This window comes from Alcaligenes sp. NLF5-7, from assembly GCF_024266725.1.
GTDB classification, from domain to species: domain Bacteria; phylum Pseudomonadota; class Gammaproteobacteria; order Burkholderiales; family Burkholderiaceae_B; genus Alcaligenes; species Alcaligenes phenolicus.
Genome location: NZ_CP100755.1, coordinates 197504 through 223677 on the forward strand (window position 1 = coordinate 197504; position 26174 = coordinate 223677).

Consider the following 26174-nt stretch of genomic DNA (forward strand, 5'->3'; position numbering starts at 1 on the left):
TTTTAGTGTTTGCGCGAACGCAGTGGCCCTTCATCCATGCCAGTTGGCACTTTCAATCGGGTGGGCATGATCGGGCGCTCGCCCTGCCCCTTGTTCCAGTTACGAAGCTGATAAACCCAGGCCAGCACTTCGGCCACGGCCGAGTACAAATCCACAGGAATCTCGCGCTCCAGCTCCACGTTGAAGTACAAGGCCCGTGCCAGCGCAGGCGCCTCCAGCATGGCCACCTTGTGCTCGGCGGCCAGCCCGCGAATCTTGGCAGCAATCAGCCCCGTGCCTTTGGCAACCACACGGGGGGCACCGCCCTTGCCGTCCTGATACTTCAAGGCCACCGCATAATGCGTAGGGTTGGTAACCACCACATCGGCCCCCGGCACCTGAGACATCATGCGCGAACGGGCCATGGACCGTTGCTGCTGCCGGATGCGCCCTTTCACATGCGGATCACCCTCGCTTTCCTTATGTTCTTCTTTCACATCCTGGCGCGACATGCGCAGCTTTTTGTAAAAGCTCCACAACTGCCAGGGCGCATCAATCAAGACAATCACCAGCAAGCTGGCGGCGATCAGGGCACAGCACTTGATGATCAGCGTCATCCCCGTGGCTATGGCCGCCGTGGGATGCACATACATCAGAGCCGTCATCTGCTCGCGCTCGGTCCAGATCACATACACCGCCACCGAACCTACCAGGCCGGCTTTGGCCAGGGTCTTGATCAGCTCGATCACGGTCTGCATGGAAAACATGCGCTTGATGCCCTTGGCCGGATTCATGCGCTCGAACTTGGGCTGCAAGGCCTTGCCGCTAAAGCTCATGCCGCCCAGGGCGATCGAGGCAAAGATCGCGACCACAACCAGCAGCAGGAACAGCGGTGCCAGACCTTTTAACGCTTCGCCTGCCAGACCGGCCGCCTGTACCACCATAGCGCTGGGATCGTGCGCTACGCGCGGATCAAACCAGACGCTGCGACGCACAATGCCGCCAAAAGTCTCGTACAAATAGCTGGCTCCGGCCCAGATTCCGCCAATCCCGGCCAGCAGCATCAGGAATGTCGTCAGCTCTCTGGAACGCGCCACCTGCCCCTCTTCCCGCGCCTTCTCCAGGCGCCGGGGTGAGGCCGGTTCTGTTTTTTCGAGATCGCTGTCTTCTGCCATGGACTGCCAAGACGCAGGAATTGAAAGAATGAATCACGCGCCCAGCACGAATGTCGCGTTCGCACTGCAGGCCGCGGGGTCATTCTAAAAGAGCACCGCGGCTCTGATAGCGCGGAGAAAGCCCGATAAAAGCAGGCTGTTCCCCACAAGCAAAAAGGCGCCGCAAGGTGCAGCGCCTTTCTGAAGCGAACGCGATGATCGAATTTGGGCGAGGATTAAAAGCCCAGATTCGCCAGCAAGTCGTCCACCTGGTCCTGGCTGGTGACCACTTCCGAGGCTACCGGCGAGACCACCGGGCCGTTGATAAGACTTTGAGTTTCTTCGCGTTTTTCTGTGGGGACATTATCGACCAGCACCTGGACCAGTTCGGTCTCGATAGTGCCAACCACACCCAGCATGCGCGTGATCACCTGCCCGGTCAGATCCTGAAAGTCCTGGGCCATGATGATTTCCAGCAGATTGTCCTGCGTCTGCTGGGCCTTGACGGGCACATCGCGCAAGAAGCCTCGAGTACGCTTGACCAGTTCGCGGGCCTGGTCCTGGTCCAGAGGCTGTTCAAACCACTGTTCCCATTCGGCATCCAGGGCCTGGGCATCCTCTTGCAAGGACTCCTGCAAAGGACGCACCTGCTCGGCCGCGTTCAGTACCCGGTTGGCGGCCTGCTCAGTCATGCGAGCCACATAGTGCAGACGATCACGGGCATCCGGAATCGCGTGCGCGGCATCTTTAATGGCCTGATCCAGACCCAGTTCGCGCATGCTTTCCCGCAGCAGGCGGGTCAGATTGGCGATGCGGTAGACCAGATCAACCGGTACGCTTTGGGGGTCGGGATGATTCGGTGTTTGCTGTGGATCCATGACGTACTCCGTATTAACCGGCCATTTTCTCGAAGATCTTGTTCAGCTTCTCTTCCAGAGTTGCGGCGGTAAAGGGTTTGACGACGTAGCCATTGGCGCCCGCCTGGGCGGCGGCAATAATGTTCTCTTTCTTGGCTTCGGCGGTCACCATCAGCACAGGCAAAGAGGACAGGTTGGCATCGGCACGAATCTGCTTGAGCATTTCCAGCCCATCCAGATTCGGCATATTCCAGTCAGAGACCACAAACTCGAAATTGCCGTTGCGCAGTTTTTCCAGGCCCATCTGACCATCTTCTGCTTCGTCTACATTCTCGTATCCCAGATCCTTGAGCAGGTTCTTGATGATCCGGCGCATGGTGGGAAAGTCATCGACGACGAGAATTTTTATATTTTTTTGTACCATTTACATTCTCCAAATGAGTAGCATGCCAGTGCGTTCAGGACCGTTTATACACGGTGCCCAAAGGCCCCCACACTGGCTAGAATTCGTTCGCTGATCTGCCCCAAGGGCAAGGCGATGTCCGCCGCGCCAATTTGCAGGGCTTCACGCGGCATGCCAAAGACCACGCTGGTGGCTTCGTCCTGGGCAAAAGTCATGGCACCGGCCTGTTTCATGGCCAGCAAACCTTGCGCGCCGTCCTTGCCCATGCCGGTCAGAATGACACCCACGGCATTGCGTCCGGCCAGCTCGGCGGCAGAGTGAAACAGCACATCAACCGAGGGCCGGTGGCGGTTGACAGGTTCACTGTCCACCAGCTTGACCACATAGTTGGCACCCGAGCGGGCCAGCTTCATGTGCGCCACGCCACCGGGAGCCAGATACACATGGCCGGGCAACACGCGCTGACCATCTTCGGCCTCGTGCACCTGCATGGAACACAGTCCATCCAGACGGTTCACAAACGAGCGCGTGAAACCGGCTGGCATATGTTGGGTAATCATGATGGCCGGACAATTGGCCGGCAAAGGCTCCAGCACCTGGCGAATGGCCTCAGTGCCGCCTGTGGATGCACCGATCATGATCAGTTTTTCAGTGGTCGAAAAGTTGTGCGTCAGGCGACGAGCCGGGGCGGACCCTGCCGGGGCCGGGGTCGCACGACGTGGACGGGCAATGGAGGCGGCGCGGATCTTGTCAGCAATCAGGTCCGAGTAATCCAGCAAGCCGTCCCGCAGGCCCAGCTTGGGCTTGGTCACAAAGTCCACCGCGCCCAGCTCCAGGGCACGCAAGGTCACGTCCGAATTGCGCTCGGTCAGCGAGGACACCATCACCACGGGCATGGGACGCAAGCGCATCAGGCGCTCCAGAAAGTCCAGCCCGTCCATACGCGGCATCTCGACGTCCAGCGTCAGCACATCCGGATTGTGTTCTTTGATCAGCTCGCGCGCCACCAGCGGATCGGGGGCCACGGCCACCACTTCCATATCCGCATGACTGTTGATAATTTCCACCATCAGGCTGCGCACCAGGGCGGAATCGTCTACACACAAAACTCGAATTTTCTTCATGCTACTCATAATCCCGATTTCAAACGCCAACAGAGCTTGGGGCGGGGTGAAACTAATGGGCCCTAGTTCCGGACATACACCGTCTGACCCAGCAGTCGAAAGGCCTTGGTCAGGTAGGAGAAGTTCTCGGAATGCCCCACAAACAGCAGTCCGCCAGGCTTGGTGACGGCGGCAAAGCGCTCCAGAATGCGTGTCTGATCATCACGATCAAAATAAATCATGGTGTTTCTACAGAAGATCACATCAAAACGGCTGGAAGACGGCCAGGCCGGCCCCACCAGATTGAACTCCTCGAACTCCACCATATTGCGCAACACGGGCTTGACGCGTGCCAGCCCCTTGCGAGCGCCCACGCCACGCTGAAAGTAACGCGGCAGCCACAAATCGGGCACGGGCTGAATGCGCTCCAGGGTATACACGCCCTGACGGGCCTTGTCCAAGGCAGCCGAGTCAATATCGCTAGCCAGAATGGATACATTCACATCCGGTGAGGGGCAGTGTTCGCGCACCGTCATGGCAATGGAATACGCTTCCTCGCCCGTAGAGGCGGCGCTGCACCAGATATCCAGGGGTTTGCCGCGTGTACTGACAAACTTGCCCAGAATATCGAAGTGATGCTGTTCCCGAAAAAACGCGGTGTGATTGATGGTGAAGGCGTTGACGAAGTCCTGCCACTCCTGGCTATGGGTGTCCTGTTCCAGAATATCCAGGTACTGGCGTACCTCGCGCATGCCCGCGTTCTGACTGCGCATACCCAGCGTGCGGGCAACCATATCTTCTTTGTGGGTACCTAAGATGATGCCCGCATACGACTTGAGCAAGCGCGCGGCTCGCTCACAGTCGGCCCTCGAGGCTTGCGGGATCGAGGGCAATGTATAAACAAAAGGTTCCACAGATGTGCTCATATAACTACAGGCTGGCCAAGGTCCCGCTAAAAGGCCCCGCCGACAGACGCTCGGTAGAACGTAATCGTTCCGGCTCGGGCGCTTCAAACGGATCATCAATAATGTCTTGCGCACTGACTTTGAACGCCGACACCGCATCGGACAAACGGGTTGCCTGATCCTGCAAGGAGCCCGCCGCAGCGGTAGCCTGCTCGACCAGGGCCGCGTTCTGCTGCACAACCACATCCATTTGCGCAACCGCCCGGTTCACCTGCTCAATTCCTTCGGACTGCTCGTTTGAAGCCGAGGAAATTTCCGCCATGATGGTCGTTACGCTCTGTACCGAGCTGACCACTTCCATGACCACCTTGCCCGCCTCATCCACCTGTCGAGTCCCTTCTTTCACTTTGGCCAGCGACTGCTCGATCAAGCCCTTGATCTCGCGCGCCGCTTGCGCACTGCGCTGGGCCAGACTGCGTACTTCACCGGCTACCACCGCAAAACCCTTGCCCTGCTCGCCCGCACGGGCGGCTTCCACCGCGGCGTTCAAGGCCAGAATATTGGTCTGGAAGGCAATGCCGTCGATCACGTTCACGATCTGGGCAATCTGTCCCGAACTGGCCGACAAGTCTTCCATGGTTTGCACCACGGTAGAGACCGCCTGGCCACCGCGCAGAGCCACTTCGGAAGCATTCTTGGCAACCTGGTCCGCTTGCTGGGCATTGTCCGAGTTCTGGCGAACCGTGCTGGCCAACTGCTCCATGCTGGCCGCAGTCTGCTGCAAGGAGGCGGCCTGCTCTTCCGTGCGACTGCTCAAGTCCGTATTGCCCACATAAATTTCGCGCGAACCAAAGGTGATCTCTTCCACGCCCTGACGCACGGTTTGCACCATGGACTGCAAGCTGCCCTGCATGCGACGCACGGCGTCATACAGCACACCAATTTCATTGGTGGACTTCACTTCCACGCGCTGGGTCAGATCCCCGCTGGCAATGCGATCAAAGTGCGCACCAGCCTGACGCAAGGGGCGCAACACCATGCGATTCAAGAACACATACACGGCCAAGGAGATAAACAGACAAAGCACCATGGCCAGACCCACCAGACGGATCACCATGTTGTACTGGTCGTTTTCTTTCTGGTATTGCGAGTCGATAGAACGCTGCTGAGCTTCCTGCAAGGTGTTCAAGGCGCTGTACAGATCCTCTTCCAGGAACTTGGTGGTAGTCGCCACATAGCTGCGGAAACCCGCAATATCACCTTGCTCCAGGTAGGCGATCAAGGGCAGCACGCCACCTTGCATCAGGGACATGAACGCCGCGTCGACACGCTGGTAGTAATCATTGGTGCCTTCCAGCTGGGTAGCGACACCCTGGTATTCAAAGAAGGATTCCTGGGCCAGCTCAAACTGCTTGCGCGTGGCGTCCAGGGCATCACGGGTTGCCGAGCTGATCGCCGAGGTTTTGGGAGCCACATCGCTCCACTCGGCCATCAAGTCCTGGTTTTGCAGATCATTGCTGACCACATAGCTGATGGCCGCTCGTCCAATCAGGGTTTGAGTCTCTTTGTAGCGCTCGATGGCCTGATACATGGCCGAGCCTACACGCTGATTGACCACGATGCTTTGCAGCGCACCGTTATTGGCGCGCAAGGACAAAATCCCCAGAGCGGCGCCTGCCACCAGCATTGCTAAAAAAAACACCAGTACCAGAATCAGACTGGTCCGCACCTTCAGATTGGCTAAACGTAATCCATCCAGCATTGCAAGCACCTTGTCTAGAGTAGATCCGAACATCAGAGGCGCTTGTGACGCCTCCCCCGGCCCGAACATTCCTTGAAGGACCCGTTAAACAAGTCCCCGCCTGGCAAGTCTTTACAGACTCGGGCGATCAGGCCACTGCGCTGTCAACCAGAGCCATCTCTTCACTGGTCATCAGTTTTTCAATATCCACCAAAATCAGCATACGTTCGCCCAGCGTACCGATACCGGTCAGGTACTCGGTCGAGAAGGCGGTGCCGAAACTGGGGGCAGCGCTGATCTGGGACGATTGCAGCACCAGTACATCCGAGACACCATCCACCACCACACCCACTACTCGGTCGTGCAAGTTCAGAATCACCACTACAGTCTGGTGGTCGTACTCCACCCGTTCCATATTGAAACGCACCCGCAAGTCTGCGATAGGAACAATTACGCCACGCAGATTGGTAACACCCTTGATGAAATTGGGCACGTTGGCGATACGAGTGACGGTCTGGGAGTCGTAGCCCCGGATCTCCTGAACTTTCAGAATATCGATGCCGTATTCCTGGTCGCCCAGAGTAAATACCAGATACTCCTTGCCGCCAGCCTCGGCAGCTTCGGAGTGGGAAGTAAAGTCGTTGGACATAAAGATCTCCGAATAATCAGGCCCACGTCGAGGCGGGGTCACGCGCCAGACGTTGCAAGGCAAAAACATCAACAATCAGGGCTACGCTGCCATCGCCCAAAATGGTGGCAGCGGAAATACCCGGAATTTTTCGATAATTGGCTTCCAGGTTCTTGACCACGACTTGATGCTGACCAATCAGGTGATCGACCAGCAAGGCAAAGCGCATGTCTTCGGCCTGCAAGATAACGGCAATCGCACGAGTCACATCAGTCTCGGCCCCTTCAACCGAGAAGATGTCACGCAGGGAAATCAGGGGCAGATACTCGCCACGCACAAACATGACGTGATCGGTATCGGTGACGCTGCGCAACTGCTCTTCTGTGGGCTGCATGGATTCGGTTACGTGAGCCAGCGGCAGGATGAACACCTCATTGCCCACCTGGACCGACATGCCATCCAGAATCGCCAGCGTCAGCGGCAAGACAATACGGGTGGTCGTTCCCTTACCTGCGCGCGAGTACAGCTGCACATGGCCGCCCATGCTTTGGATATTGCGTCGCACCACGTCCATGCCCACGCCGCGTCCGGAAATTTCCGTGACTTTGTCGGCGGTGGAAAAGCCGGGGGCAAAAATCAGTTGCCACACTTCGTCGTCCGGCATGGTCTCGGTGACAGGCAGGCCCGAAGACATGGCTTTCTTCAGAATACGTTCGCGGTTCAGACCAGCGCCATCGTCCACCACTTCAATGATGATATGACCGCCCTGGTGCTGGGCCGACAAGGTCAGCACGCCCTCTTCTTCCTTGCCCGCTGCCAGACGATCCTCGGGCATTTCAATGCCATGATCGATACTGTTGCGCACCAGGTGCGTGAGCGGATCAATAATGCGTTCGATCAGGCTCTTGTCCAGCTCGGTGGCCTGCCCTTTGGTGACCAGACGAATCTTCTTGTTCATGCGGGCCGCGCTTTCACGCACCACACGCGGAAAGCGGCTGAACACGTAATCCATCGGCATCATGCGAATGGACATCACGGACTCTTGCAGATCGCGCGCATTGCGCTCCAACTGTTCGATGCCATTCAAAAGACGATCATGCACGACCGGGTCCAGCGTCGAGGCAGTTTGCACCAGCATGGCTTGTGTAATGACCAGCTCGCCCACCAGGTTGATGATCTGGTCAACTTTTTCCACGCCCACGCGGATCGTGCCGGACTCTTTGGGAGCCGCGGCCTTGGCGGGTTTGTCGGCAGCTTTAGGGGCAGCAGCAGGAGCAGGCGTTTCGGTTTTTTCAGGTTCAGCCGCAACAGGGGCTGGTGCTGGAGCGGCCGGAGCGACAGCGGCGGGCTCGACAGCCACGGCGGCGGCAGGAGCAGAAGCTGCGGCGGATGCTGGAGCCGCCGCTTGCCCAGGAGCAGCAGCCGGTTTTACCGACACCTGGTCGGCATTCAGAATAAAGCAGCAAACGGCCAGGATGTCGTCCGCTGAACCTGTGGTTTCCACCCAGATATCCAGGCGATCGCCTTCACGGGTTTGATGGACGATGGTGCCCATCAACTCCATTTCTTGTTGCAGCGCCTCCGCATCTTTATCCGATACCGGTCCCATGGACACCCACAGTGGCAAGCCATCCGTATTGGCGGCCGGTTCCGGCTCGGGTTCCGCTTCGGCTTGCAGAATCGCTTCGGTTCCTTTCGCGTCCGTTGCCAGAATGCCCTTTTGCTCCAGGGCCAGTTGCCTCAATTGCGCGCAGATACGGGTATAGGCTTCCTCGTCAGGCTCCTGTTCCTCGCGGTAGGCATTGACTTGTCCGGTTAGCACGTCCTTGGTTTCCAGAAAGAGGTCAATCATGTCCTTGCGCAATTGCATCTCGCCATTACGGACCAGATCGAGCAGATTTTCGAGTAAGTGGGTAGTTTCAGCCAGCTGACCGAAGCAACCAAACGTGCCTGCACCGCCCTTGATTGAGTGCGCGGCCCGGAAGATGGCATTGAGCTGATCGCGATCAGGCTCGTCCAGATCCAGCTCCAGCAGCAAGCGCTCCATGTCCGCCAGCAACTCATCGGCTTCATCGAAAAAGGTTTCGTAAAACTGACTCAGATCTACGCCGGAGCTCATGAACACTTCCTTCCTGGTTATGGCTTAGAACAACAAAACAAAAAGCACAGCCCAAACACCTGGGCCGTCGGGCCTGTTAACAAGCCCTAGGGCACCACTGGCAAGGCAGAAGGCATTTCAGGCAGACCGGGAATATGAATACTGATTGGCCCCTCGGTCTCCTGCATGGCTTCGCGCAAATCAAACTCTTCCGAACCGCTTGCGGCTTGCTCGTCCATGCGTCGTTCGGCCCGGCTATTGAGCACGAGCAGGCTGATACGTCGATTTACGGCTGCGGCGGGGTTATCTTTAACCAGGCTGACACTATCGGCCAAACCCACGACCTGCTTGACCTTGGCCTCGGCCAGACCACCAGCCACCAGCTCCTGTCGAGCCGCATTGGCACGGTCGGCCGACAGCTCCCAGTTACTGTACAAACGCTCGCCACTGGCATACTGCAGCGAGTCGGTATGACCGGAAATCAGAATCCGGTTAGGCATCTCGTTCAAGGGGGCGCTTAGCGAGCGCAAAATGGCCCGCATGTAAATCTGCACCTGTGCGCTGCCCGTGGAGAACATGGGGCGGCTTTGACGGTCGATAATCTGGATGCGCAAACCGTCCTGAGTCATGTCCAGCAGTAGTTGCGGACGGAATTCTTTCAGCACGGGATCGATGCGGATCAGTTCTTCCAGAGCCGATTTCAAATCTTCCAGACGCTCCACATCCTGACGATCATCGGCAGCCTGGCTGCTGTTCGTGCCGGGATGGGGATTGGGAACCAGGCTGGGCTGGCCACCGGGAATGACGCTGCGCGAATAGTCGGCCTGATAGCCGCCCGAAACGGCGTCCATCAAGGGCATGCGGAAGTAATCGGCAATTTCCTTCAAGTCCTGCTTGGGAACCAGGGAAAGAATCCACATCACCAGGAAAAAAGCCATCATCGCCGTCATGAAGTCAGCGTAGGCAATTTTCCAGCTACCACCATGATGCTCGGCATGGGCCGTCTTCTTGCGACGGATGACCACGCGATCTTTATGATTGCTCATGAACGCATCCGCTTAGGCTTTGCGACCAGCACCCGAGCGGGCCTGACGTACATGCTCTTCCAGCTCCTGGAACGAAGGGCGATCGGAGGAAAACAGCACTTTACGGCCAAATTCCACGGCAAGCTGAGGCGGGTAACCGTTCAGATTGGCCAGCAAAGTGACCTTGATGCACTCCAGCACCTTGACCGAATCCGAGGTACGGCGTTCGATGGTAGCAGCCAAGGGGGCGACAAAGCCGTAGGCCAGCAAGATACCCAGGAAGGTACCGACCATGGCCTTGGAAATCAGGTCTGCCAGCACGGCAGGCGGCTGGTCTACAGAGGCCAGCGCTTTCACCACACCCAGCACGGCCGCCACAATCCCGAAAGCGGGCAAGGCGTCAGCCACTTCACGCAAGGCACGTGCAGGCACGTTACGTTCGTGCTGGTGGGTTTCAATGTCCTGGTCCATCAGCGTTTCGATTTCAAACGAGCTCATATTGCCGCTGATCATCAAACGCAGGTAGTCAGACACAAAGTTCATCAAAGCCGGATCTTTCACCACATTGGGGTAATCGGCAAAGATGGGACTTTGTTCGGGGTTTTCGATATCCGCTTCGATGGACATCATGCCATCGCGTCGAGCCTTGTTCAGCAGCACAGACAACATGCCCATCAACTGCATGTACAACTGCTTGTTGTAGGGACTGCTGCGAAATGCAATCGGCAACGCTTTGGCCAGCAGCTTGATGGACTTGCCGCTGTTGGACGCAAAATAGGCCCCCAGGGCCGCGCCACCAATCAGCAGTAATTCAAAAGGCTGGTATAGCGCACCCAAGTGCCCGCCCAGCCCCACAAAGCTCCCGAAAACGGAGACGAAAACAATGATATATCCAAGGATAATAAGCACGGATACGCCTTCTTCAAATACACGCTGCTAATGATGGCGGCAAGCAACCGGGCTAAAACGACGCGTTAATGGCCTTTTTCCAGCCTAGATCGACGCTTCCAGTTGCCTTGACACATTCAGATTCTTATCAGATCCACATCAAAAACCAGCATCTATCCGGCTTTGCTGCACACTGACGACAAAAGCTATTGTTAGATGGGCACGTCTACCTGTGCGTTGACGTGCCCCGTGACCCTGGCTTGCGGCTCCTTGACCGGCTCTGATTTTCGACTTTTGCCGCCCGGAGATTTAGGTGTACTGCGCGCCTTGCTGGCACGGGTCTTGCCGGCCCGTGGTGGCGGACGGCAAATGGCACAAATAAAGCCTGATTCAGGATCGTGCGCATGGGCCACGAAGCCCCCCTTGCAGCGCTCGCACTGGGACAGTTGCAACAAACCGCTATCAAAAAAGCGCAGCAGCATCCAGGCACGGGTAAAACTCAGCACGGGCTCTTCGTCCGGCCCCACTTCCAGACGCCCGGCCGACGATTGCTCCAGGTAAAGGCGATAGGCCTCGACCAGTGCACGACTTTTGTCGCACGGCGTATGTACGGCCATGAACTGGTAAATGCTATAGAACAGGCTGGAATGAATATTGGGCAGCCAGGTCATGAACCAGTCGACAGAAAAAGGCAGCATCCCTTTGGGTGGCGAGCAGCCCTTGACTTCACGGTACAAACGGGCCAGCCGGTCGTAGCTTAATGATGTTTCTGCTTGCAGGACCTGCAAACGCGCCCCCAGCTCAATCATGTCGGAAGCAAGCCCAATTTCCTGGGCTTCTTTGGCGACGCTTTTTATAGCCATAGTTCTTGATGTAATAAGTTCGCAGCCGGTTTAACCGGCTTGTTCTGCCGTCGCGCGCTGTGACAGAAGAATAGTGGAGTGAGCCTGCTGCAATACCCCTCCCAGCACATCCTGCGTCAAGGTGGTAAGCAGGTCGTAATCATTGAAGCGAAAGCCGCAAATCAACGAGCTGGAGCTGGCCAGCTTGACCAATTGGGCCGGCGACAGACGCAACAAGGTCTCTGCCACATCAGTATCGAAGCCCAAACGGAACATACCTGCCGAAAAATTCTCCCGCAGCAGGCGCTGCGCGAGTAACAAGTACGACAAATTGACTTCCTGAATATCATTCAGCAGCGAATTTTCCGATACGGGCATGTCAGCCATCCTTGTAAATCTGTTAATCAGCCAGTTTCTTGTAACAAAACACATTTAAAACATATAAAGTTACATAAATATGTATCATGCCTTGCAATCTATTGCGTGAATATAAATTTTACATTCTCGATGTTTCCGACACACACTCTCTTTTAATGCCCTAAAAACATGGAAAACAATAAATATATGCAATAAACGTATCAAGACACAGCAGAATATTATCAGATGCTCACTTAATGTTGTAGTTATAAACGAGATGTAACATGACAAAGATCAAAGCGCCTGTATCAAATTTATGTTTTGTTGCATACATTAGCCATTAATTAATGCATATTTCGACGATCCATCTCGCGTGCAGCCTAAAAAGCGTTGAAATATCGGATAATCTTCTGGGGACAGCTTTCCCCGCCGCCCCCACATCCGTTTTGTAACAGCCCATGGTTCCTGCTGCTTTTACGCAACGTCTGTTCGCCTTGTGCCTGACACTGATCCTGGCAGCTTGTGCGCACACGCCCTCGTCCCGCCTCCCCCCCGGCAAACCCATTGGTGTGGATGAACAGCGCCGCTCAGCCGTCGTCCTGTCTGCCCTGACATTGCTGGATACGCCTTACCGCTACGGCGGACGCGAGCCGTCTACCGGCTTTGATTGCAGCGGCCTGGTGCACTATGTATTCAGCCAGGAGTCCAGCTCCCCCATTCCACGCCGCACCGGCGACCAGGCCAGCGCGGCCCGGCGTGTCAGCCGTTCACAGCTGCGCCCGGGTGACCTGGTGTTTTTCAATACACTGGGTACCCCGAACTCGCATGTAGGCATCTATATAGGCAAGCAACAATTCATCAACGCTCCCTCCAGTGGTGGACGCGTGCGGATTGATTCACTGGACAATCCCTATTTCGCCAAGCGCTTTGAAACAGCTCGCACTTTCTTTGATTGACTCATCAGCAAGCCAGCGCAGGTATTGAATGGAAGCGGGCCTGATCTTTCACCAGACCCAATTTCATTGAGCGCAGAAAGCAAAAGGGCCCGTAATGAACGGGCCCTTTCTTATTGCCATACGTTTAACGCGTAGGCACGGTGGCGTATTGCTCGGCCAGTTCCAGAAAGGCCTCCAGCTCGGGCGAGCGCCCGGTCTCTTCTTCCATAATTGCCGCCACCGCTGGGGCAAGTGACTGCGCCAGACGCGCATCAAGGAACAAAAGGCGCGAACGACGGGCCAGCATGTCTTCAACGGTACGGGCATATTCAAAGCGGCAAGCAAAGCGCACCATGGCCACACTCAAGCCCGGCGCCAATTCCTGATCCGCTCCCGGCAAGGTCTGCACCCAGTCGGCCTCGCTGCCATACGCATCCAGACCGGCTGTACGCCCCAGAGAACGCCGGTCACCTACATAAGAAGCACCGACCAAACGTTGCTCCTGAGTCCGACAGGCTGGCAAAGGCCTCAGCAAGCCGGACTGCTGGCAGCGTTCCAGCACATCTTCGGCCATGGCACGATACGTCGTCCATTTGCCGCCAGTGACTGTCAGCAAACCATTCGCACTAACCGTAATGCTATGTTCCCGGCTGATGGATTGCGTCTGCCCCGCGGCCGACTCGGCTGCAGGGCGCACCAACGGTCGCAGCCCCACCCAGATACTGCGCACATCCCGCACCGTGGGCGCTTTTTGCAGATAATTCGCGGACTCTTTCAGAATGAAATCCACTTCCTGGGCCAAGGGGCGCGGCTCCAGCGGAATATCGTCTCGGGGAGTATCCGTCGTGCCCAAAATCAGCTTGCCCAACCAAGGCACGGCAAACAAGACCCGGCCATCCTTGGTCCGTGGCACAAGCAAGGCGTGTTCACCGGGCAGGAATTCCTGATCAACCACCAAGTGCACACCCTGGCTGGGCGACACCATAGGGCGCAGTTCACGCCCGGCTTCCTGCGCATCCAGTTGTCGCACCTGATCCACCCACACGCCCGTGGCATTGACCACGCATGTGCTCTGGATCTCGTAGGTCTGACCGCTTTCCTTGTCCTGGCAGCGCACGCCGCAGACCTTGCCCTTGCTGTGCATCACATCCACAACCGGACAGTAATTGATGAGCAAGGCCCCATTCAGTGCCGCCGTACGGGCCAGGGCCAAGGCCAGACGGGCATCATCAAACTGGCCGTCCCAATATTTCACACCACCTTTCAGGCCACTTTGCCGCGCACCGGGCAGAAGCTGCCGGATTTTGGAAGCACTCAAAAATTGGGTATGACCCAACCCCTCGCGCCCCGCCAAACCGTCATAGGCCATCAGGCCCACCCCGTAAAACGGAGTCTCCCAGCACTTGTAGCTGGGCATGACAAAAGGCAGGCGCTGCGCCAGATGGGGCGCATTGCTGAGCAAATGCATACGCTCGCGCAAGGCTTCACGCACCAGACTGACATTGCCCTGGGCCAGGTATCGCACCCCGCCGTGTACCAGCTTGGTCGCCCGCGAGGACGTGCCTTTGGCAAAGTCCCAGGCTTCCAGCACAACCACACTCAAGCCCCGCAAGGCCGCGTCCAGAGCCACGCCCAAGCCGGTAGCGCCACCACCCACCACGACCATATCAACCTGCGTGGTGCGCGCCAAGGCGCCCAGCATCTGGGCTCTGTCGGTCAATAAGGGGGAACTTAATGTAGTCATAAGATGAGCTTTGGACCTGAAATTAGCAGACACCCGAAAAAAACACTGACTGGCTCGGGATTTACCCTGATTTTAGCCCCTGAACTTTTACCGTCCAGTGAAACTTGTTTGCTCGCGTATCAAGTCCCCTTCTGCGACCGGACACAGATCACACAGAGCCAGTACACTGTGGTCTGCTCCGCTTTTACTGCCTCATTCGCATGACATTCATACTTGCTCTTGATCAGGGAACCTCCAGCTCGCGCAGCCTTGTGGTAGCGGCAGACGGCCGCATTCTGGCCAAGGCGCAGCAGGAAACTCAGCAATACTACCCGCGTACAGACTGGGTGGAGCATGATCCCCAGGAAATCCTGGACACCCAGTTCCGAACCGCCCGGCAAGCGATTGAGCAGGCAGGGCTGCGCCCTCAGGACATACACGCCATTGGCATTACCAATCAGCGTGAAACCACAGTGCTATGGGATCGGCAAACCGGGCAGGCCCTGCACAAGGCTATCGTCTGGCAAGACAGACGCGCCGAGGACTTCTGCGCCCAGTTGCGCGAACAAGGGCACGAAGCCACCATTACCGGCAAGACCGGCCTGCCTATTGATGCCTATTTTTCGGCCTCCAAGCTGCGTTGGCTGCTGGACTCCGTACCCGGCGCCCGTGAACGTGCAGCGCGTGGTGAACTGGCTTTCGGCACCATTGACAGCTGGCTGATCTGGCATTTAAGCGCCGGCAAAGTCCATGCCACCGATGTCAGCAATGCCTCACGCACTCTGCTCTACAACATTCATAGCCAGCAATGGGACGATGAATTGCTGGCCCTGTTCAACATCCCGGCCAGCGTCTTGCCCCAGGTACAGAGCTCCGCCTCCGAGTTTGGCCATTGCAGCCCCGAAATTCTGGGTAGCCCCATTCCCATTTGTGGTGTGGCGGGCGACCAACAAAGCGCCCTGTTCGGCCAGGCTTGCACAACACCCGGCATGGCCAAGAATACCTATGGCACAGGCTGCTTCCTGTTGATGCACTGTGGCTCGCAAGTCCCCCAATCCCATAACGGCCTGATCGCAACCAGCGCCGCCCATCACGGCGATGCTCCCGCCTATGCGCTGGAAGGCAGCGTATTTATTGGGGGGGCGGTGGTCCAATGGCTGCGCGATGGTCTGGGCGCACTGGAGCATAGCGCGCAAGTCGAAGAGCTGGCTCGCAGCGTGCCGGATGCACAAGGCGTACGACTGGTCCCTGCCTTCACCGGCCTGGGCGCCCCCTATTGGGATGCCCAAGCCCGCGGCACCATTACCGGCCTGACACGCGCCTCCACCATGGCCCACATCGCCCGCGCTGCTCTGGACAGCATTGCCTACCAAAGCGCCGCCGTGCTGCAAGCCATGAATCGGGATGTACAGGCCAACGGCGGCCCGGCCTTGCACGAGCTGCGTGTGGACGGTGGGGCCTGTGCCAATAATCTTCTGATGCAATTTCAAGCAGACTTGTTGGGCCTGCCTGTCGTGCGTCCCGTTACTATTGAGACGACCGCGCTGGGCGCCGCCTATCTGGCGGGCTTGGGCAGCGGTCTGTATTCAGGTCTGCCTGAGATTGCGGCGCTATGGCAATGCGACCGGGTTTTCGAGCCCATCATGTCGCGCGATGAAGCCCAAAACCTGATGCTCAGTTGGGAACAAGCCGTGCGTCAGGCACGCACTTATTGAACTTGCTGTTTTTTTTGACGGAAACACCATGCTGCAAAAAATCATTCTGGGCATTGCCATCTTCCTGATCGTGATGTTGGGCCTGACCTTTGGCGAGGCCATTTTCCACTACATTTCCTCGTACCTGGGATTCCTGTTCCATGACTTCATCGAGTTGATGCAGCAAGTTCAGCACTACCTGACCGTACATTGGGGCAAGGCGCTGATCGCCTTGATCATTACCATCCCGCTGGTGATCTGGATTTCCAAGAACAAGAAAGACGAAATGTCCAAGCCCAACAGCCACCGCAAGATCGCGATCGTGCTGGCGATATTTCTGGGCTGGCTGGGCGTGCACCGCTTTTACCTGGGCCAGATCGGCATGGGCTTGTTATTCCTGGTGCTGTTTGCCATCTGGTCGCCCCTGGCCTACTTCCTGGCCCTGATCGACGCCTTGCGTTACGCCTTTATGGGTGACGACGAGTTCAAGCTGGCCCGTTGATTTCCCGACTGCTCACCCAAGCCCCACTTGCTGGGGCTTTTTTTATGGCTGCCCCCTTCACGCATGCCAGAAGCCTGGCTACGTCAAATAAACAGGCTCCACTCAGGGCGTTTTGTGGACTTATCAGGGAAAACCACAGCCCATGCCGCTTGCAAGCCTAGTTCCTTGATTTCCAATACTTATATTAGCCACCATACCTTCCAGGTATACAAGCAAACCTTTTTAGTCTTGGAAATCCCCACGCCGCTTCGTGTCCAATCGAATTGGGGGAGACACGCCAGCCTCTAAAAGACTGGCAGCGGCGGCTCAGATCAAAAGTGTGAGGCCTTTGTTGCTGGCTCTGTCTACACATCCGTTCTACCTATAAACATAACTAGATTGAGACACAGGAAAATGAAAAATACTTATTTGCTGCGCAGCTTGCTGGGCCTGGCTTTGGCCGCCTGCACGCTAAACAGTCACGCAGCCACAGAGACAAAACGCCCCAATATTTTGCTGATCGTGGCCGATGATCTGGGGTATTCAGACATTGGCGCATTTGGCGGGGAAATTTCCACCCCCAACCTGGATGCCCTGGTCAAAGACGGCGTAGCCCTGACTGACTTTTACGCCTCCCCCTTCTGCTCTCCAACCCGCGCCATGCTGATGTCCGGCGCAGATAACCACCAGGTCGGCTTTGGTGGCATGGCCGAGCTGATGACGCCCCAGCAGCGCGCCCTGCCCGGCTACGAAGGCTTTTTAAGTGACCGGGCCCTGCCCTTTCCACTGGTCCTGCAAGACAATGGCTACCGTACCTATATGGCGGGCAAGTGGCATTTGGGTGTGAAAGAGGAAGTCGCCCCGCCCAATCGGGGCTTCGACCAGTCTTACGCCTTGATGCACGGTGGCGCCAGCCACTTTGACCAAAGCGGCATCATCACCTTTGATGCCAATAAAGCCCCGGTCGCCCTGTACCGTGAAAACGGCAAGGAAGTACAGCTTCCCAAGGACTTCTACTCCAGCGAGTTCTTTGCCTCGCGCCTGATGTCTTATATAGACGCCGACAAGCGCAAGGATCAGCCTTTCTTCGCCTACCTGGCCTTTACCGCGCCGCATTGGCCTTTGCACGCCCCCGACGAATACATACGCAAATATGAAGGCCGCTACGACGTAGGCTATGACGTGCTGCGTGAACAGCGTCTGGAGCGCATGAAAAAGCTGGGTCTGGTGCCCCAGGACATGCAAGGCTATGTGGGCAATCCTGCCTGGCCACGCTGGAAAGAGCTGAGCCCAGAACAGCAACGCGTTGAAAGCAAGCGTATGGCTGTCTACGCCGCCATGGTGGAATCCATGGACGCACAAATCGGCCGCGTGATCGAGCACCTGAAACAAAGCGGCCAATACGACAACACCGTCGTCATCTTCATGTCTGACAACGGTGCCGACGGCAACACGGTGCTGGATGAAGGCGAAACCCGTGCCTGGGCACACAAGCATCGCGACAACAGTTACGAAAACACGGGCCGCCCCGGCTCCTTTGTCGAATACGGTCCAGGCTGGGCCCAAGTTGGCTCCACGCCCTTCAATCTGTACAAGGCCTTTATGTATGAAGGCGGTATCTCGGTACCCAGCATCATGCGCGTACCCGGCGGCAAGCGTCAGGGCGAGTTTGTGCGTGCCCCGGCCCACGTAACCGACATCGCCCCCACCATTCTGGCCTTGGCGCAGATCGAACAGCCCAAAGGCGAATATCGTGGCCGCCAGGTCATCCCCATGCAGGGCAACTCCATGGTGGATGTGCTGACCGGCCGCAGCGATCAGGTACACGAAACCTTCCGCCAAGGCTGGGAGCTGAATGGCCGCCGGGCCATGCGTTTGGGCGACTGGAAAATCGTCTACGCCAATGCTCCTTGGGGCAAAGATCGCTGGGAGTTGTTCAATCTGGCTGAAGACCGTTCCGAGCTGAATGATCTGTCGGAAAAACATCCCGAGAAGCTGAAAGAGCTGATTGCCGAGTACGAGCAATATGCCAAGCGCAACGGTGTGGAAGACTTTGAAGGTCTGGCTTCGCGCCCTGGCTACAGTAACAGCCTGAACTACTACAAGGATCTGGATGAAGTCCTTTAAGCTCTCCCGAGCCAAGGCACTGCTGACAGTATGCGGGCTGCTGGCAGCAGCCCCGCTGCCCGCCGCGGCAGAAGGCTCCACCTCAATCCCTCCCCCGGTTCCGGCGCACGATTGCCAGGCATATAGCGGCATACCGGCAGGCTTTGGCCCAGCCCAGAACGGAATAGCCAACCAGGCTGGTTTGGTCCCCATCCCCAGCGGGCGTTTTCTGATGGGGTCCGACGAGGGCTACCCGGAAGAAAGGCCGGTGCACCCTGTAGAAGTCCAGGCCTTTCAGATAGATCAGCACGAAGTGACCAATGCCCAATTCGCGCAATTTGTGGCGGCCACAGGCTATGTCACCCAGGCTGAACGAGTGCCAGAGTTTCCACCGAATGTTCAGGTTCCCAAGCAGTATCGTCAGCCCGGATCAGCCGTCTTTACGCCACCGGCAGCGACGCATGATCACGATCAGCACGAAGGACACGAACAGCATGCCCCTCCTGGCAACTACAACTGGTGGGTATGGGTACCGGGTGCCAACTGGCGCCATCCCGGTGGCCCCGATACCAATCTGAATGGCCGGGACAATCATCCGGTCGTCCATATTGCTTACGAAGATGCGCTGGCCTACGCCCGCTGGTTAGGACGCGATTTGCCTACGGAGGAGCAGTGGGAGTTTGCAGCGCGCGGCGGACTGGAAGGCGCTACCTACCCTTGGGGCAATACGCCTGAAGTGCGCGGCCGCTTGATGGCCAACACCTGGCAAGGTAGTTTCCCCGCCCAGAACCTGCTGCGCGATGGCTACGAAGGCACCGCCCCCGTAGGCTGCTTCCCGGCCAATAACTATGGCCTGTGGGATTCGGTCGGCAATGTCTGGGAATGGACACGCAGTGCATGGCAGCCCCAGCATCGCCCCCTGGCGCCCAAACCCCTTCTCGTGGCAGCAACGGATGCCAACGGAAATCCGGCAACAGGCGTCATCAAGGGCGGCTCGTTTCTGTGTGCGGCGAACTTCTGCGTACGCTATCGCCCAGCTTCACGGCAACCCCAGGAAACCACCATGTCTACCCAGCATGTGGGCTTTCGTACGGTGCTTAATGCAATAAAAAACTAAGCTCAAAAGCCGGGCTCACCCTTGCCAAGCCCGGCACCAAACAACAATCCCCCCGCTTTTCACGAGGGGATTGTTCACTATCAAGTTCTTTCAGGGCAGACAAGCAAGGCATCAAGGCTTACGTTGCCATTCCCGTTTCAGGCGTGGCCGTTTCTTTTTGCTTGACGGCCTGATGGTCCAGGGTCTCGCTGACGCTTTCCCACGCATTCTGCAAGCTATCAAAAACGCGATGCGCGTGAATCTGCTTGAACAGACCCATGCGAATCAGCTTGCGACCCACTTTCTCGTTCGCCTCGCACAGCGCCACCATGACATTGCGCTGTTCCAGCTCCGCCAAGGCAGTCTCCAAAGCCTGCATGGCCGTCGCATCCACAAAAGGCACGTAATTCAAGCGCAAGACCACGGCCCGAACCTGCTCCGGCACCGTCAGCAAGGAACGATTCACCGCTTCCACACTGGCAAAGAAGTACGGTCCTTCCAGAGTCAGCACCGAAATATCCTGCCGCAATTCCTGGCTGAAGGACAAATCCAGTGCCCGCTGTAAACGGCGGCCTTCCAAGGCCCGCACTTGCACCCCATCCGAGGTGCGTTTGAGCACATACAGCATGGCCAGAATCACCCCAATATTGACGGCTACCACCAGATCCGCAAATACCGTCAGGGCGAAAGTCACCCACAGAATGAACAAGTCAGCGGTAGGCATACGGCGCTGCAGGCGAAGAACCAGCTTGGCCTGACTCATATTCCAGGCCACCATGAACAGAATGGCCGCCAACACCGTCAGCGGGATATAAGCCGCCAGCGGGGCCAGCAACAGCAGAACCAGTACCAGGAAAATGACATGCACCACGCCGGCAATGGGGCTGTCACCGCCATTACGGATATTGGTAGCGGTACGGGCAATGGCCCCGGTAGCCGCAATCCCGCCAAACAAGGGCGAGAGCACGTTGGCAATCCCTTGGCCCACCAATTCCTGATTGGAGTCGTGACGGGTCCCTGTCATGGAGTCGGCCACGACAGCGGACAGCAAGGACTCAATCGCACCCAACATGGCAATTGCAAACGCAGGCCCGATCAGCTCCACCACGCGAGTCAGCGTAATTTCCGGCCATTGAAACGACGGCAAACCACTGGGCAAGGCACCGAAGCTGGAGCCGATAGTGGCCACCGACTCAAAACGGAAAATCGCCTGGATAAGCGTAATGACCACCAGGGCCACCAGCGGTCCGGGCAAACGCGCCAGACTTGGGATCTTGGGCACGACAATCAGAATCGCCAGAGACAAAAGCCCCAGCAGTGTGGTTGCCCAATCCAGGGACGGCAGGTTCTGCAGCAAGAACCAGAGTTTCTCGTGAAAGTGCTGGCCCTCGACGACGGGAAGGCCAAAAAAGTCCCGCCATTGACCCACCCAGATGATCACCCCGATACCGGCGGTAAAACCCACGATGACCGGATCGGGAATAAAGCGGATCACGGCTCCCAGGCGCAGCAGGCCCAGCAACAGCAAGATCACCCCGGCCATCAGCGTGGCAATTTGCAGGCCCGCCACCCCATGTTGGGCCACCACCCCGGACAGGATGACAATGAAGGCCCCCGTCGGCCCGGCAATCTGCACCCGGCTGCCGCCAAATAAAGACACCGCCAAACCGGCAATAATGGCGGTATACAAACCCTGCTCGGGCTTGACCCCGGAGGCAATGGCGAAGGCCATGGCCAACGGCAAGGCCACCACCCCCACCACCAAACCAGCCAACAGGTTATTTAGCCAGTGTTTTCGCCCCAGGAGTCCGGCTCGACCCGCTTCCAGCAGTGCAATCATCGCGCGTCCTTGTCATGCCCAGCCTGCTCGACACAGATGAGAAACAAGCAGGGCCTCAACCCAAATGAAGCCTTAATGATACTACTGCGTGTCAAAAAAACTTCACGTTAGTGATGGGCTTATTTGATGCGGCATAAAAAGGCCCCCACGCTGCGCCTGCGGCTTGCTGCCCCCCCCCCCCCGAGGGGGCACTTTTTATCTTGGGACGGCCCAGCGATAAAAAAAGCCCCACCTCAAAGAGGTGGGGCTCAGTGACAACGAACACGGAATTCAAGGGTTGCGGGCGCGCAGCAAACGCAAGCTGTTCAGCACCACCAGCAAGCTGGCACCCACGTCGGCAAACACGGCCATCCACATGGTGGCCTGGCCGGTCAGGGCCATCACCAGGAACACGGCCTTGATACCCAAAGCCAGGCTGATGTTCTGCCACAACACGGCATGCAAGGCTCGGGACTGACGCATCAGCAAGGCAATCTTGCCCAGATCATCGTCCATCAAGGCCACGTCAGCGGTCTCGATCGCAATGTCCGAACCCAAAGCTCCCATCGCGATACCCACATCGGCACGAGCCAGGGCGGGTGCATCATTGATGCCATCACCCACCATCGCCACCAAACCGTTACCCAGTTTTTCCTCGATACGGTCCAGCTTGTCCTGTGGCAGCAAACCACCTCGGAAATCCTTGATTCCGGCTTGCTGGGCGACATGACGCACGGCTTGCTCGTGGTCGCCCGAAAGCACTTCCACCTGAACGCCCTGCGCTTGCAGATCGCGAATCGCCTGGCTGGTGGTGGGACGCAGCGTATCCATCATGGCGAACCAGGCCAGCAGACCGTGCTCGTCACCCAGATACACCATGGTGGCACCGCTCTCTACCGCTTGCTGCTCGGCCTGGCTGGACTCAGCCTTGTTCTGCCCCAGCACCCAGCTACGCTTGCCCAGACGCAATTGGCCAGTCGTGCCTTGTGCTTGCACACCATTACCCGCCAAAGCTTCGAATTGATCCAGGCGCACCAGACCCGATGCCACACGGCCACGGGCAATCGCTTGCGAGGCAGGATGATCCGAACGCTCGGCCAGAGCAACGGCCATGTCCAGCACTTCGCTATCTGACAGGCTTGGACGCAGGCTGCCATATTCGCTCAAGGAAGGCTCGCCCAAGGTCAGGGTGCCGGTCTTGTCCACGGCCAAGTACCGTAGCTGACGAGCCCGCTCCAGATACACGCCACCTTTAATCAAAATACCGGCACGCGCGGCACTGGCCAGGGCACTGACTACGGCCACAGGCGTGGAGATCACCAGGGCGCAAGGGCACGCAATGACCAGCAGAACCAGAGCGCGGTATACGGACTCCGACCAGCTCACACCCCAGATCAAGGGCAAGGCCACAGCCATCAAGGCTGCCGCCACCACAACCAGCGGGGTGTAGATGCGAGAGAACTGGTCGACAAAGCGCTGAATCGGAGCCTTGTTGGCCTGGGCCTCCTGAACCGAACGTGTGATACGGGCCAGCAAGGTTTCATCATGCGCGGCCTGGACCTGATACACCAGTTCGCCCATGCCATTGATGGTGCCTGCAAAAACCTCGTCACCGGGCGCTTTGTCCACGGGGGCACTTTCACCCGTGATAGGAGCCTGGTTAACCGTGCTTAGCCCTTGCAGAACTTTGCCATCCAGGCCAAAACGCTCCCCAGGGGCCACACGCACTTGCCAGCCTGCCTGCACCTGATTGGCCGGTACACGCTGCCAGTCCTTGCCATCGGCACTGACCAGCACTTCATCCGGAACCAGCTTGAGCAGGCTGTCCACCGCATTACGGGCGCGGTCCAGGGAACGAGCCTCAATCCACTCAGCCAGGCTGAACAAGGACATCACCATGGCGGCTTCAGGCCATTGGGCCAGTAGTACCGCGCCGGTAACGGCAATACTCATCAAGGCATTAATATTGAGCTGACCATTACGCAGCGCAATCCAGCCCTTCTTGTAGACCTGCACGCCGCCGGACAGAATCGCGGCCAGAGCCAGAACAATCACCAGCCACTCGGGGGCCGCCAGCCAGTGGCTGATCTCGGCGGCCAAAGCCAGCACCACGGCGCCGGCAATGCGAATCAGACCTTGCCTGGGCGATACCTGCTTCACAGGCTCTTCATCGGCCATGCGGGGTTCAAAGCCCAGGCCGCGCAACGCGCCCAGCACCTTGTCACGGGCACCATCCACGTGGTCTACGGTCAACACACGCTGCATCAGGTCAAAACCCAGGTTCTGCACCTGATCCAGCTTTTTCAGGCCGGAGCGAATCATGTTCTCTTCCGCCGGGCAGTCCATATCAGCAATATGCACGACCAGACGAGTGGAGGTACTGGCCGCCAAGGTCACCGATGGGCCAAATGCGGGTGCCGAGCAGCACGCCCCCTCGTGGGAGTGCGACGCTTGTTCTGCATGGCTGTGATCGTGATCATGGCTATGCTCGTTGCTGTGATCGCCCGCCGCATGGGCGTGATCATGACTATGGTCATGTACGTGCTCGGTCTGGCAGGCTGATGTTGTGCACTGCCCCACGCCGAGCTTTGATGTGTTGTTAGCTGATGTCATAGCAGTTCCTCGCTTCTTGCATGGGACCAGTAGAAAGCCTAAAGTAACTACAAGGTCAAGCCCTTTGGAGGCCAAGCAATGAAAATTGGTGAGTTGGCGGAAAAAAGCCACTGCAACACGGAAACCATCCGCTATTACGAGAAAGTTGGGCTGCTGCCCGAGCCGGAGCGCAGCGAGGGCAACTACCGCCTGTACCGCAGTATCCACCTGGAACGGCTACGTTTTATTCGCAACTGCCGCAGCCTGGATATGACGCACGAAGAAATTCGCGGCCTGCTGGCATTCATGGACGGCCCAGCGCAAGACTGCGCCCCGGTCAACGATTTGCTGGATGAACACATCGAGCATGTGGCCGTACGCATTGCCGAGCTGGAACACCTGCAAAAACAACTGATTGAACTGCGTCGCCGCTGCGGACAGGCCGGTGGCCTGGAGCATTGCGGCATTTTGCAGGGATTGGTGAATATGGAGCCGGATCAAGTCCCGGCTCCCACAACCCATTTGGGCTAAGGCGGTGTGACGTGGTCCTTAGCCACGCACCCGCCCTGCCGCCCACATTCCGATCAGCATCGCGACCAGAAACAAAATAGCCAACGGTGCGCCCGACGCAGCCAGCACAATGGCCGGTCCGGGGCAGAAACCTGCCACACCCCAACCAGCGCCGAAAATCAAAGCACCCAACACCAAAGGACGGTCTATTTGACGCTGCTTGGGCAGATTCATGGGCTGGCCAGTCACAAAAGCACAAGGACGACGGCGTGCCAGACTGAACGGCACAATCGCCACCGCAATTGCCGCGGCCATTACCAAGGCCAAAGACGGGTCCCAGGCTCCGGCCAGATCCAGAAACGCCAGCACCTTGCTGGGGTTGGCCAAGCCGGAAATCAATAAACCCAAGCCAAAAATCAGGCCGGAAACTAAAGCGATGAAATAGTGCATGGCGGGCTCCTTAGATCAAATGACGCAAGACAAATACGGTCAGAAAGCCGCTGGCCATAAACGTCAGCGTTGCCACCAAAGAACGGGGCGACAAACGCGACAGACCACACACACCATGACCACTGGTGCACCCCGAACCCAAACGGGTTCCGAACCCCACCAGCAAACCGGCTACCACCACCCACATCCAGGGCTGCGGCTGCACGACAGGTACGGTTTCCCCGGCCAGGCGGTACAGCCAGGGTGCCGCCGCCAGGCCCAGCAAGGCCATCCAGCGCCAGCCCTTGTCACCCGCCTCCCCGCTCCTGGTGCCCGACAGCAGGCCGGATATGCCAAACACCCGACCATTGAACAGCACCAGCACCGCGGCCGCCAAACCAATCAAGGCGCCGCCAAACAAGGCGCTCCATGGGGTAAAGGAACTCCAGTCAATTGCGATCATCAATGCCTCCTGGGGCACAAAAAATTCCATATAAAGTTTGCATGACAGCCAGCACCGCCGGGTTTTCCAGGCGGTAATAGACGTACTTGCCCTCTTTGCGGCTGGCAATCAGCTCTTCGCGCCGCAAAACCGTCAATTGCTGGGATAAAGTAGGTTGTGAAATTCCACTGCGTTGCGCCAGCTCCCCCACATTGCATTCGCCCTGCACCAACGTGCACAGAATCATCAGGCGGTCAGGGTTGGCCAGGCTGCCCAGCAAGCTGCTGGCTCGGCCCGCTACCTGTCGCAGGGCTTCCAGTTCGGTTTGATTCATAACGTTCTACAAAAATACAATATATATTATTAT

The 26174-nt window shown here is 57.6% G+C and carries 24 protein-coding genes; 6 read left to right on the plus strand and 18 right to left on the minus strand.

Annotated features, from left to right (window positions below; all coding sequences use genetic code 11):
- Positions 1-2 precede the first annotated feature (2 nt).
- From flhB to flhD, 12 genes are all read right to left on the minus strand, one after another.
- Positions 3-1154 (minus strand): flagellar biosynthesis protein FlhB, encoded by a 1152-nt coding sequence (gene flhB / locus MID00_RS00990; protein WP_021446829.1) that lies wholly within the window; start codon positions 1152-1154, stop codon positions 3-5.
- 215 nt (positions 1155-1369) lie between these two features.
- Positions 1370-2011, minus strand: a complete 642-nt coding sequence (gene cheZ / locus MID00_RS00995; RefSeq protein ID WP_021446830.1) for a protein phosphatase CheZ — start codon at positions 2009-2011, stop codon at positions 1370-1372.
- 13 nt (positions 2012-2024) lie between these two features.
- Complete coding sequence (gene cheY, locus MID00_RS01000; RefSeq protein WP_009458133.1) at positions 2025-2414, minus strand: chemotaxis response regulator CheY; 390 nt, start codon at positions 2412-2414, stop codon at positions 2025-2027.
- 44 nt (positions 2415-2458) lie between these two features.
- Entirely contained in the window at positions 2459-3517 is a 1059-nt protein-coding gene (locus MID00_RS01005; protein WP_021446831.1) for a chemotaxis response regulator protein-glutamate methylesterase, read from the minus strand.
- A gap of 62 nt (positions 3518-3579) precedes the next feature.
- Positions 3580-4422 carry a CheR family methyltransferase gene (locus tag MID00_RS01010; RefSeq protein ID WP_026484567.1) on the minus strand — a complete coding sequence of 281 codons (843 nt, stop codon included), beginning with the start codon at positions 4420-4422 and terminating at the stop codon, positions 3580-3582.
- 4 nt (positions 4423-4426) lie between these two features.
- Positions 4427-6163 carry a methyl-accepting chemotaxis protein gene (locus tag MID00_RS01015; RefSeq protein WP_021446832.1) on the minus strand — a complete coding sequence of 579 codons (1737 nt, stop codon included), beginning with the start codon at positions 6161-6163 and terminating at the stop codon, positions 4427-4429.
- 127 nt (positions 6164-6290) lie between these two features.
- Positions 6291-6791, minus strand: coding sequence for a chemotaxis protein CheW (locus MID00_RS01020; protein ID WP_009455177.1), 501 nt, complete (start codon positions 6789-6791; stop codon positions 6291-6293).
- Between the two features lie 16 nt (positions 6792-6807).
- A complete protein-coding gene (gene cheA, locus MID00_RS01025; RefSeq protein ID WP_254499554.1) occupies positions 6808-8889 on the minus strand; it encodes a chemotaxis protein CheA in 2082 nt (693 codons plus the stop codon).
- A gap of 86 nt (positions 8890-8975) precedes the next feature.
- The gene (motB, locus tag MID00_RS01030; protein ID WP_009455181.1) at positions 8976-9914 is read right to left on the minus strand and encodes a flagellar motor protein MotB; all 939 of its coding nucleotides are present in this window, start codon (positions 9912-9914) and stop codon (positions 8976-8978) included.
- Positions 9915-9926: 12 nt separating this feature from the next.
- Positions 9927-10802 carry a flagellar motor stator protein MotA gene (gene motA / locus MID00_RS01035; protein ID WP_026484570.1) on the minus strand — a complete coding sequence of 292 codons (876 nt, stop codon included), beginning with the start codon at positions 10800-10802 and terminating at the stop codon, positions 9927-9929.
- A gap of 191 nt (positions 10803-10993) precedes the next feature.
- Positions 10994-11644, minus strand: coding sequence for a flagellar transcriptional regulator FlhC (gene flhC, locus MID00_RS01040; RefSeq protein WP_009455185.1), 651 nt, complete (start codon positions 11642-11644; stop codon positions 10994-10996).
- Between the two features lie 30 nt (positions 11645-11674).
- Positions 11675-12001, minus strand: a complete 327-nt coding sequence (flhD, locus tag MID00_RS01045; protein ID WP_009455187.1) for a flagellar transcriptional regulator FlhD — start codon at positions 11999-12001, stop codon at positions 11675-11677.
- Positions 12002-12438: 437 nt separating this feature from the next.
- Between flhD and MID00_RS01050 the strand changes: the two genes are divergently transcribed.
- The gene (locus tag MID00_RS01050; RefSeq protein WP_250756944.1) at positions 12439-12936 is read left to right on the plus strand and encodes a C40 family peptidase; all 498 of its coding nucleotides are present in this window, start codon (positions 12439-12441) and stop codon (positions 12934-12936) included.
- Positions 12937-13060: 124 nt separating this feature from the next.
- Here MID00_RS01050 and MID00_RS01055 read toward each other — a convergent pair whose 3' ends face one another.
- A complete protein-coding gene (locus MID00_RS01055; protein WP_254499555.1) occupies positions 13061-14659 on the minus strand; it encodes a glycerol-3-phosphate dehydrogenase/oxidase in 1599 nt (532 codons plus the stop codon).
- Between the two features lie 200 nt (positions 14660-14859).
- Between MID00_RS01055 and glpK the strand changes: the two genes are divergently transcribed.
- The 4 genes from glpK (at position 14860) to MID00_RS01075 (ending at position 20036) form a co-directional block, all read left to right on the plus strand.
- Positions 14860-16353, plus strand: coding sequence for a glycerol kinase GlpK (gene glpK / locus MID00_RS01060; RefSeq protein WP_254499556.1), 1494 nt, complete (start codon positions 14860-14862; stop codon positions 16351-16353).
- 28 nt (positions 16354-16381) lie between these two features.
- A complete protein-coding gene (locus tag MID00_RS01065) occupies positions 16382-16834 on the plus strand; it encodes a TM2 domain-containing protein (RefSeq protein ID WP_254499557.1) in 453 nt (150 codons plus the stop codon).
- A gap of 393 nt (positions 16835-17227) precedes the next feature.
- Positions 17228-18940 (plus strand): arylsulfatase, encoded by a 1713-nt coding sequence (locus MID00_RS01070; protein WP_254499558.1) that lies wholly within the window; start codon positions 17228-17230, stop codon positions 18938-18940.
- A complete protein-coding gene (locus MID00_RS01075; protein ID WP_254499559.1) occupies positions 18927-20036 on the plus strand; it encodes a formylglycine-generating enzyme family protein in 1110 nt (369 codons plus the stop codon). The genes MID00_RS01070 and MID00_RS01075 overlap by 14 nt, the downstream gene beginning before the upstream one ends.
- Positions 20037-20154: 118 nt before the next feature.
- On the opposite strand, the gene MID00_RS01080 is transcribed toward MID00_RS01075, so the two are convergent.
- Both MID00_RS01080 and MID00_RS01085 read right to left on the minus strand, forming a co-directional pair.
- Complete coding sequence (locus MID00_RS01080) at positions 20155-21855, minus strand: SulP family inorganic anion transporter (protein ID WP_250756940.1); 1701 nt, start codon at positions 21853-21855, stop codon at positions 20155-20157.
- A 270-nt stretch (positions 21856-22125) separates the two neighbouring features.
- Positions 22126-24447, minus strand: coding sequence for a cation-translocating P-type ATPase (locus MID00_RS01085; protein ID WP_251196366.1), 2322 nt, complete (start codon positions 24445-24447; stop codon positions 22126-22128).
- 78 nt (positions 24448-24525) lie between these two features.
- Between MID00_RS01085 and cadR the strand changes: the two genes are divergently transcribed.
- Positions 24526-24957: a Cd(II)/Pb(II)-responsive transcriptional regulator gene (cadR, locus tag MID00_RS01090; protein WP_026484579.1), complete on the plus strand. Its 432-nt coding sequence runs from the start codon at positions 24526-24528 to the stop codon at positions 24955-24957.
- A gap of 18 nt (positions 24958-24975) precedes the next feature.
- Here the strand turns inward: cadR and MID00_RS01095 are convergent, their stop codons facing one another.
- The 3 genes from MID00_RS01095 to MID00_RS01105 are packed head-to-tail and all read right to left on the minus strand — an operon-like array spanning position 24976 to position 26141.
- Positions 24976-25386: a DUF6691 family protein gene (locus MID00_RS01095; protein ID WP_009455401.1), complete on the minus strand. Its 411-nt coding sequence runs from the start codon at positions 25384-25386 to the stop codon at positions 24976-24978.
- A 10-nt stretch (positions 25387-25396) separates the two neighbouring features.
- Positions 25397-25825, minus strand: coding sequence for a YeeE/YedE family protein (locus MID00_RS01100; protein WP_254500318.1), 429 nt, complete (start codon positions 25823-25825; stop codon positions 25397-25399).
- Positions 25815-26141, minus strand: a complete 327-nt coding sequence (locus MID00_RS01105) for a helix-turn-helix transcriptional regulator (protein ID WP_009456065.1) — start codon at positions 26139-26141, stop codon at positions 25815-25817. Before MID00_RS01105 ends, MID00_RS01100 begins: the two co-directional genes overlap by 11 nt.
- Between the last annotated feature and the right edge of the window lie 33 nt (positions 26142-26174).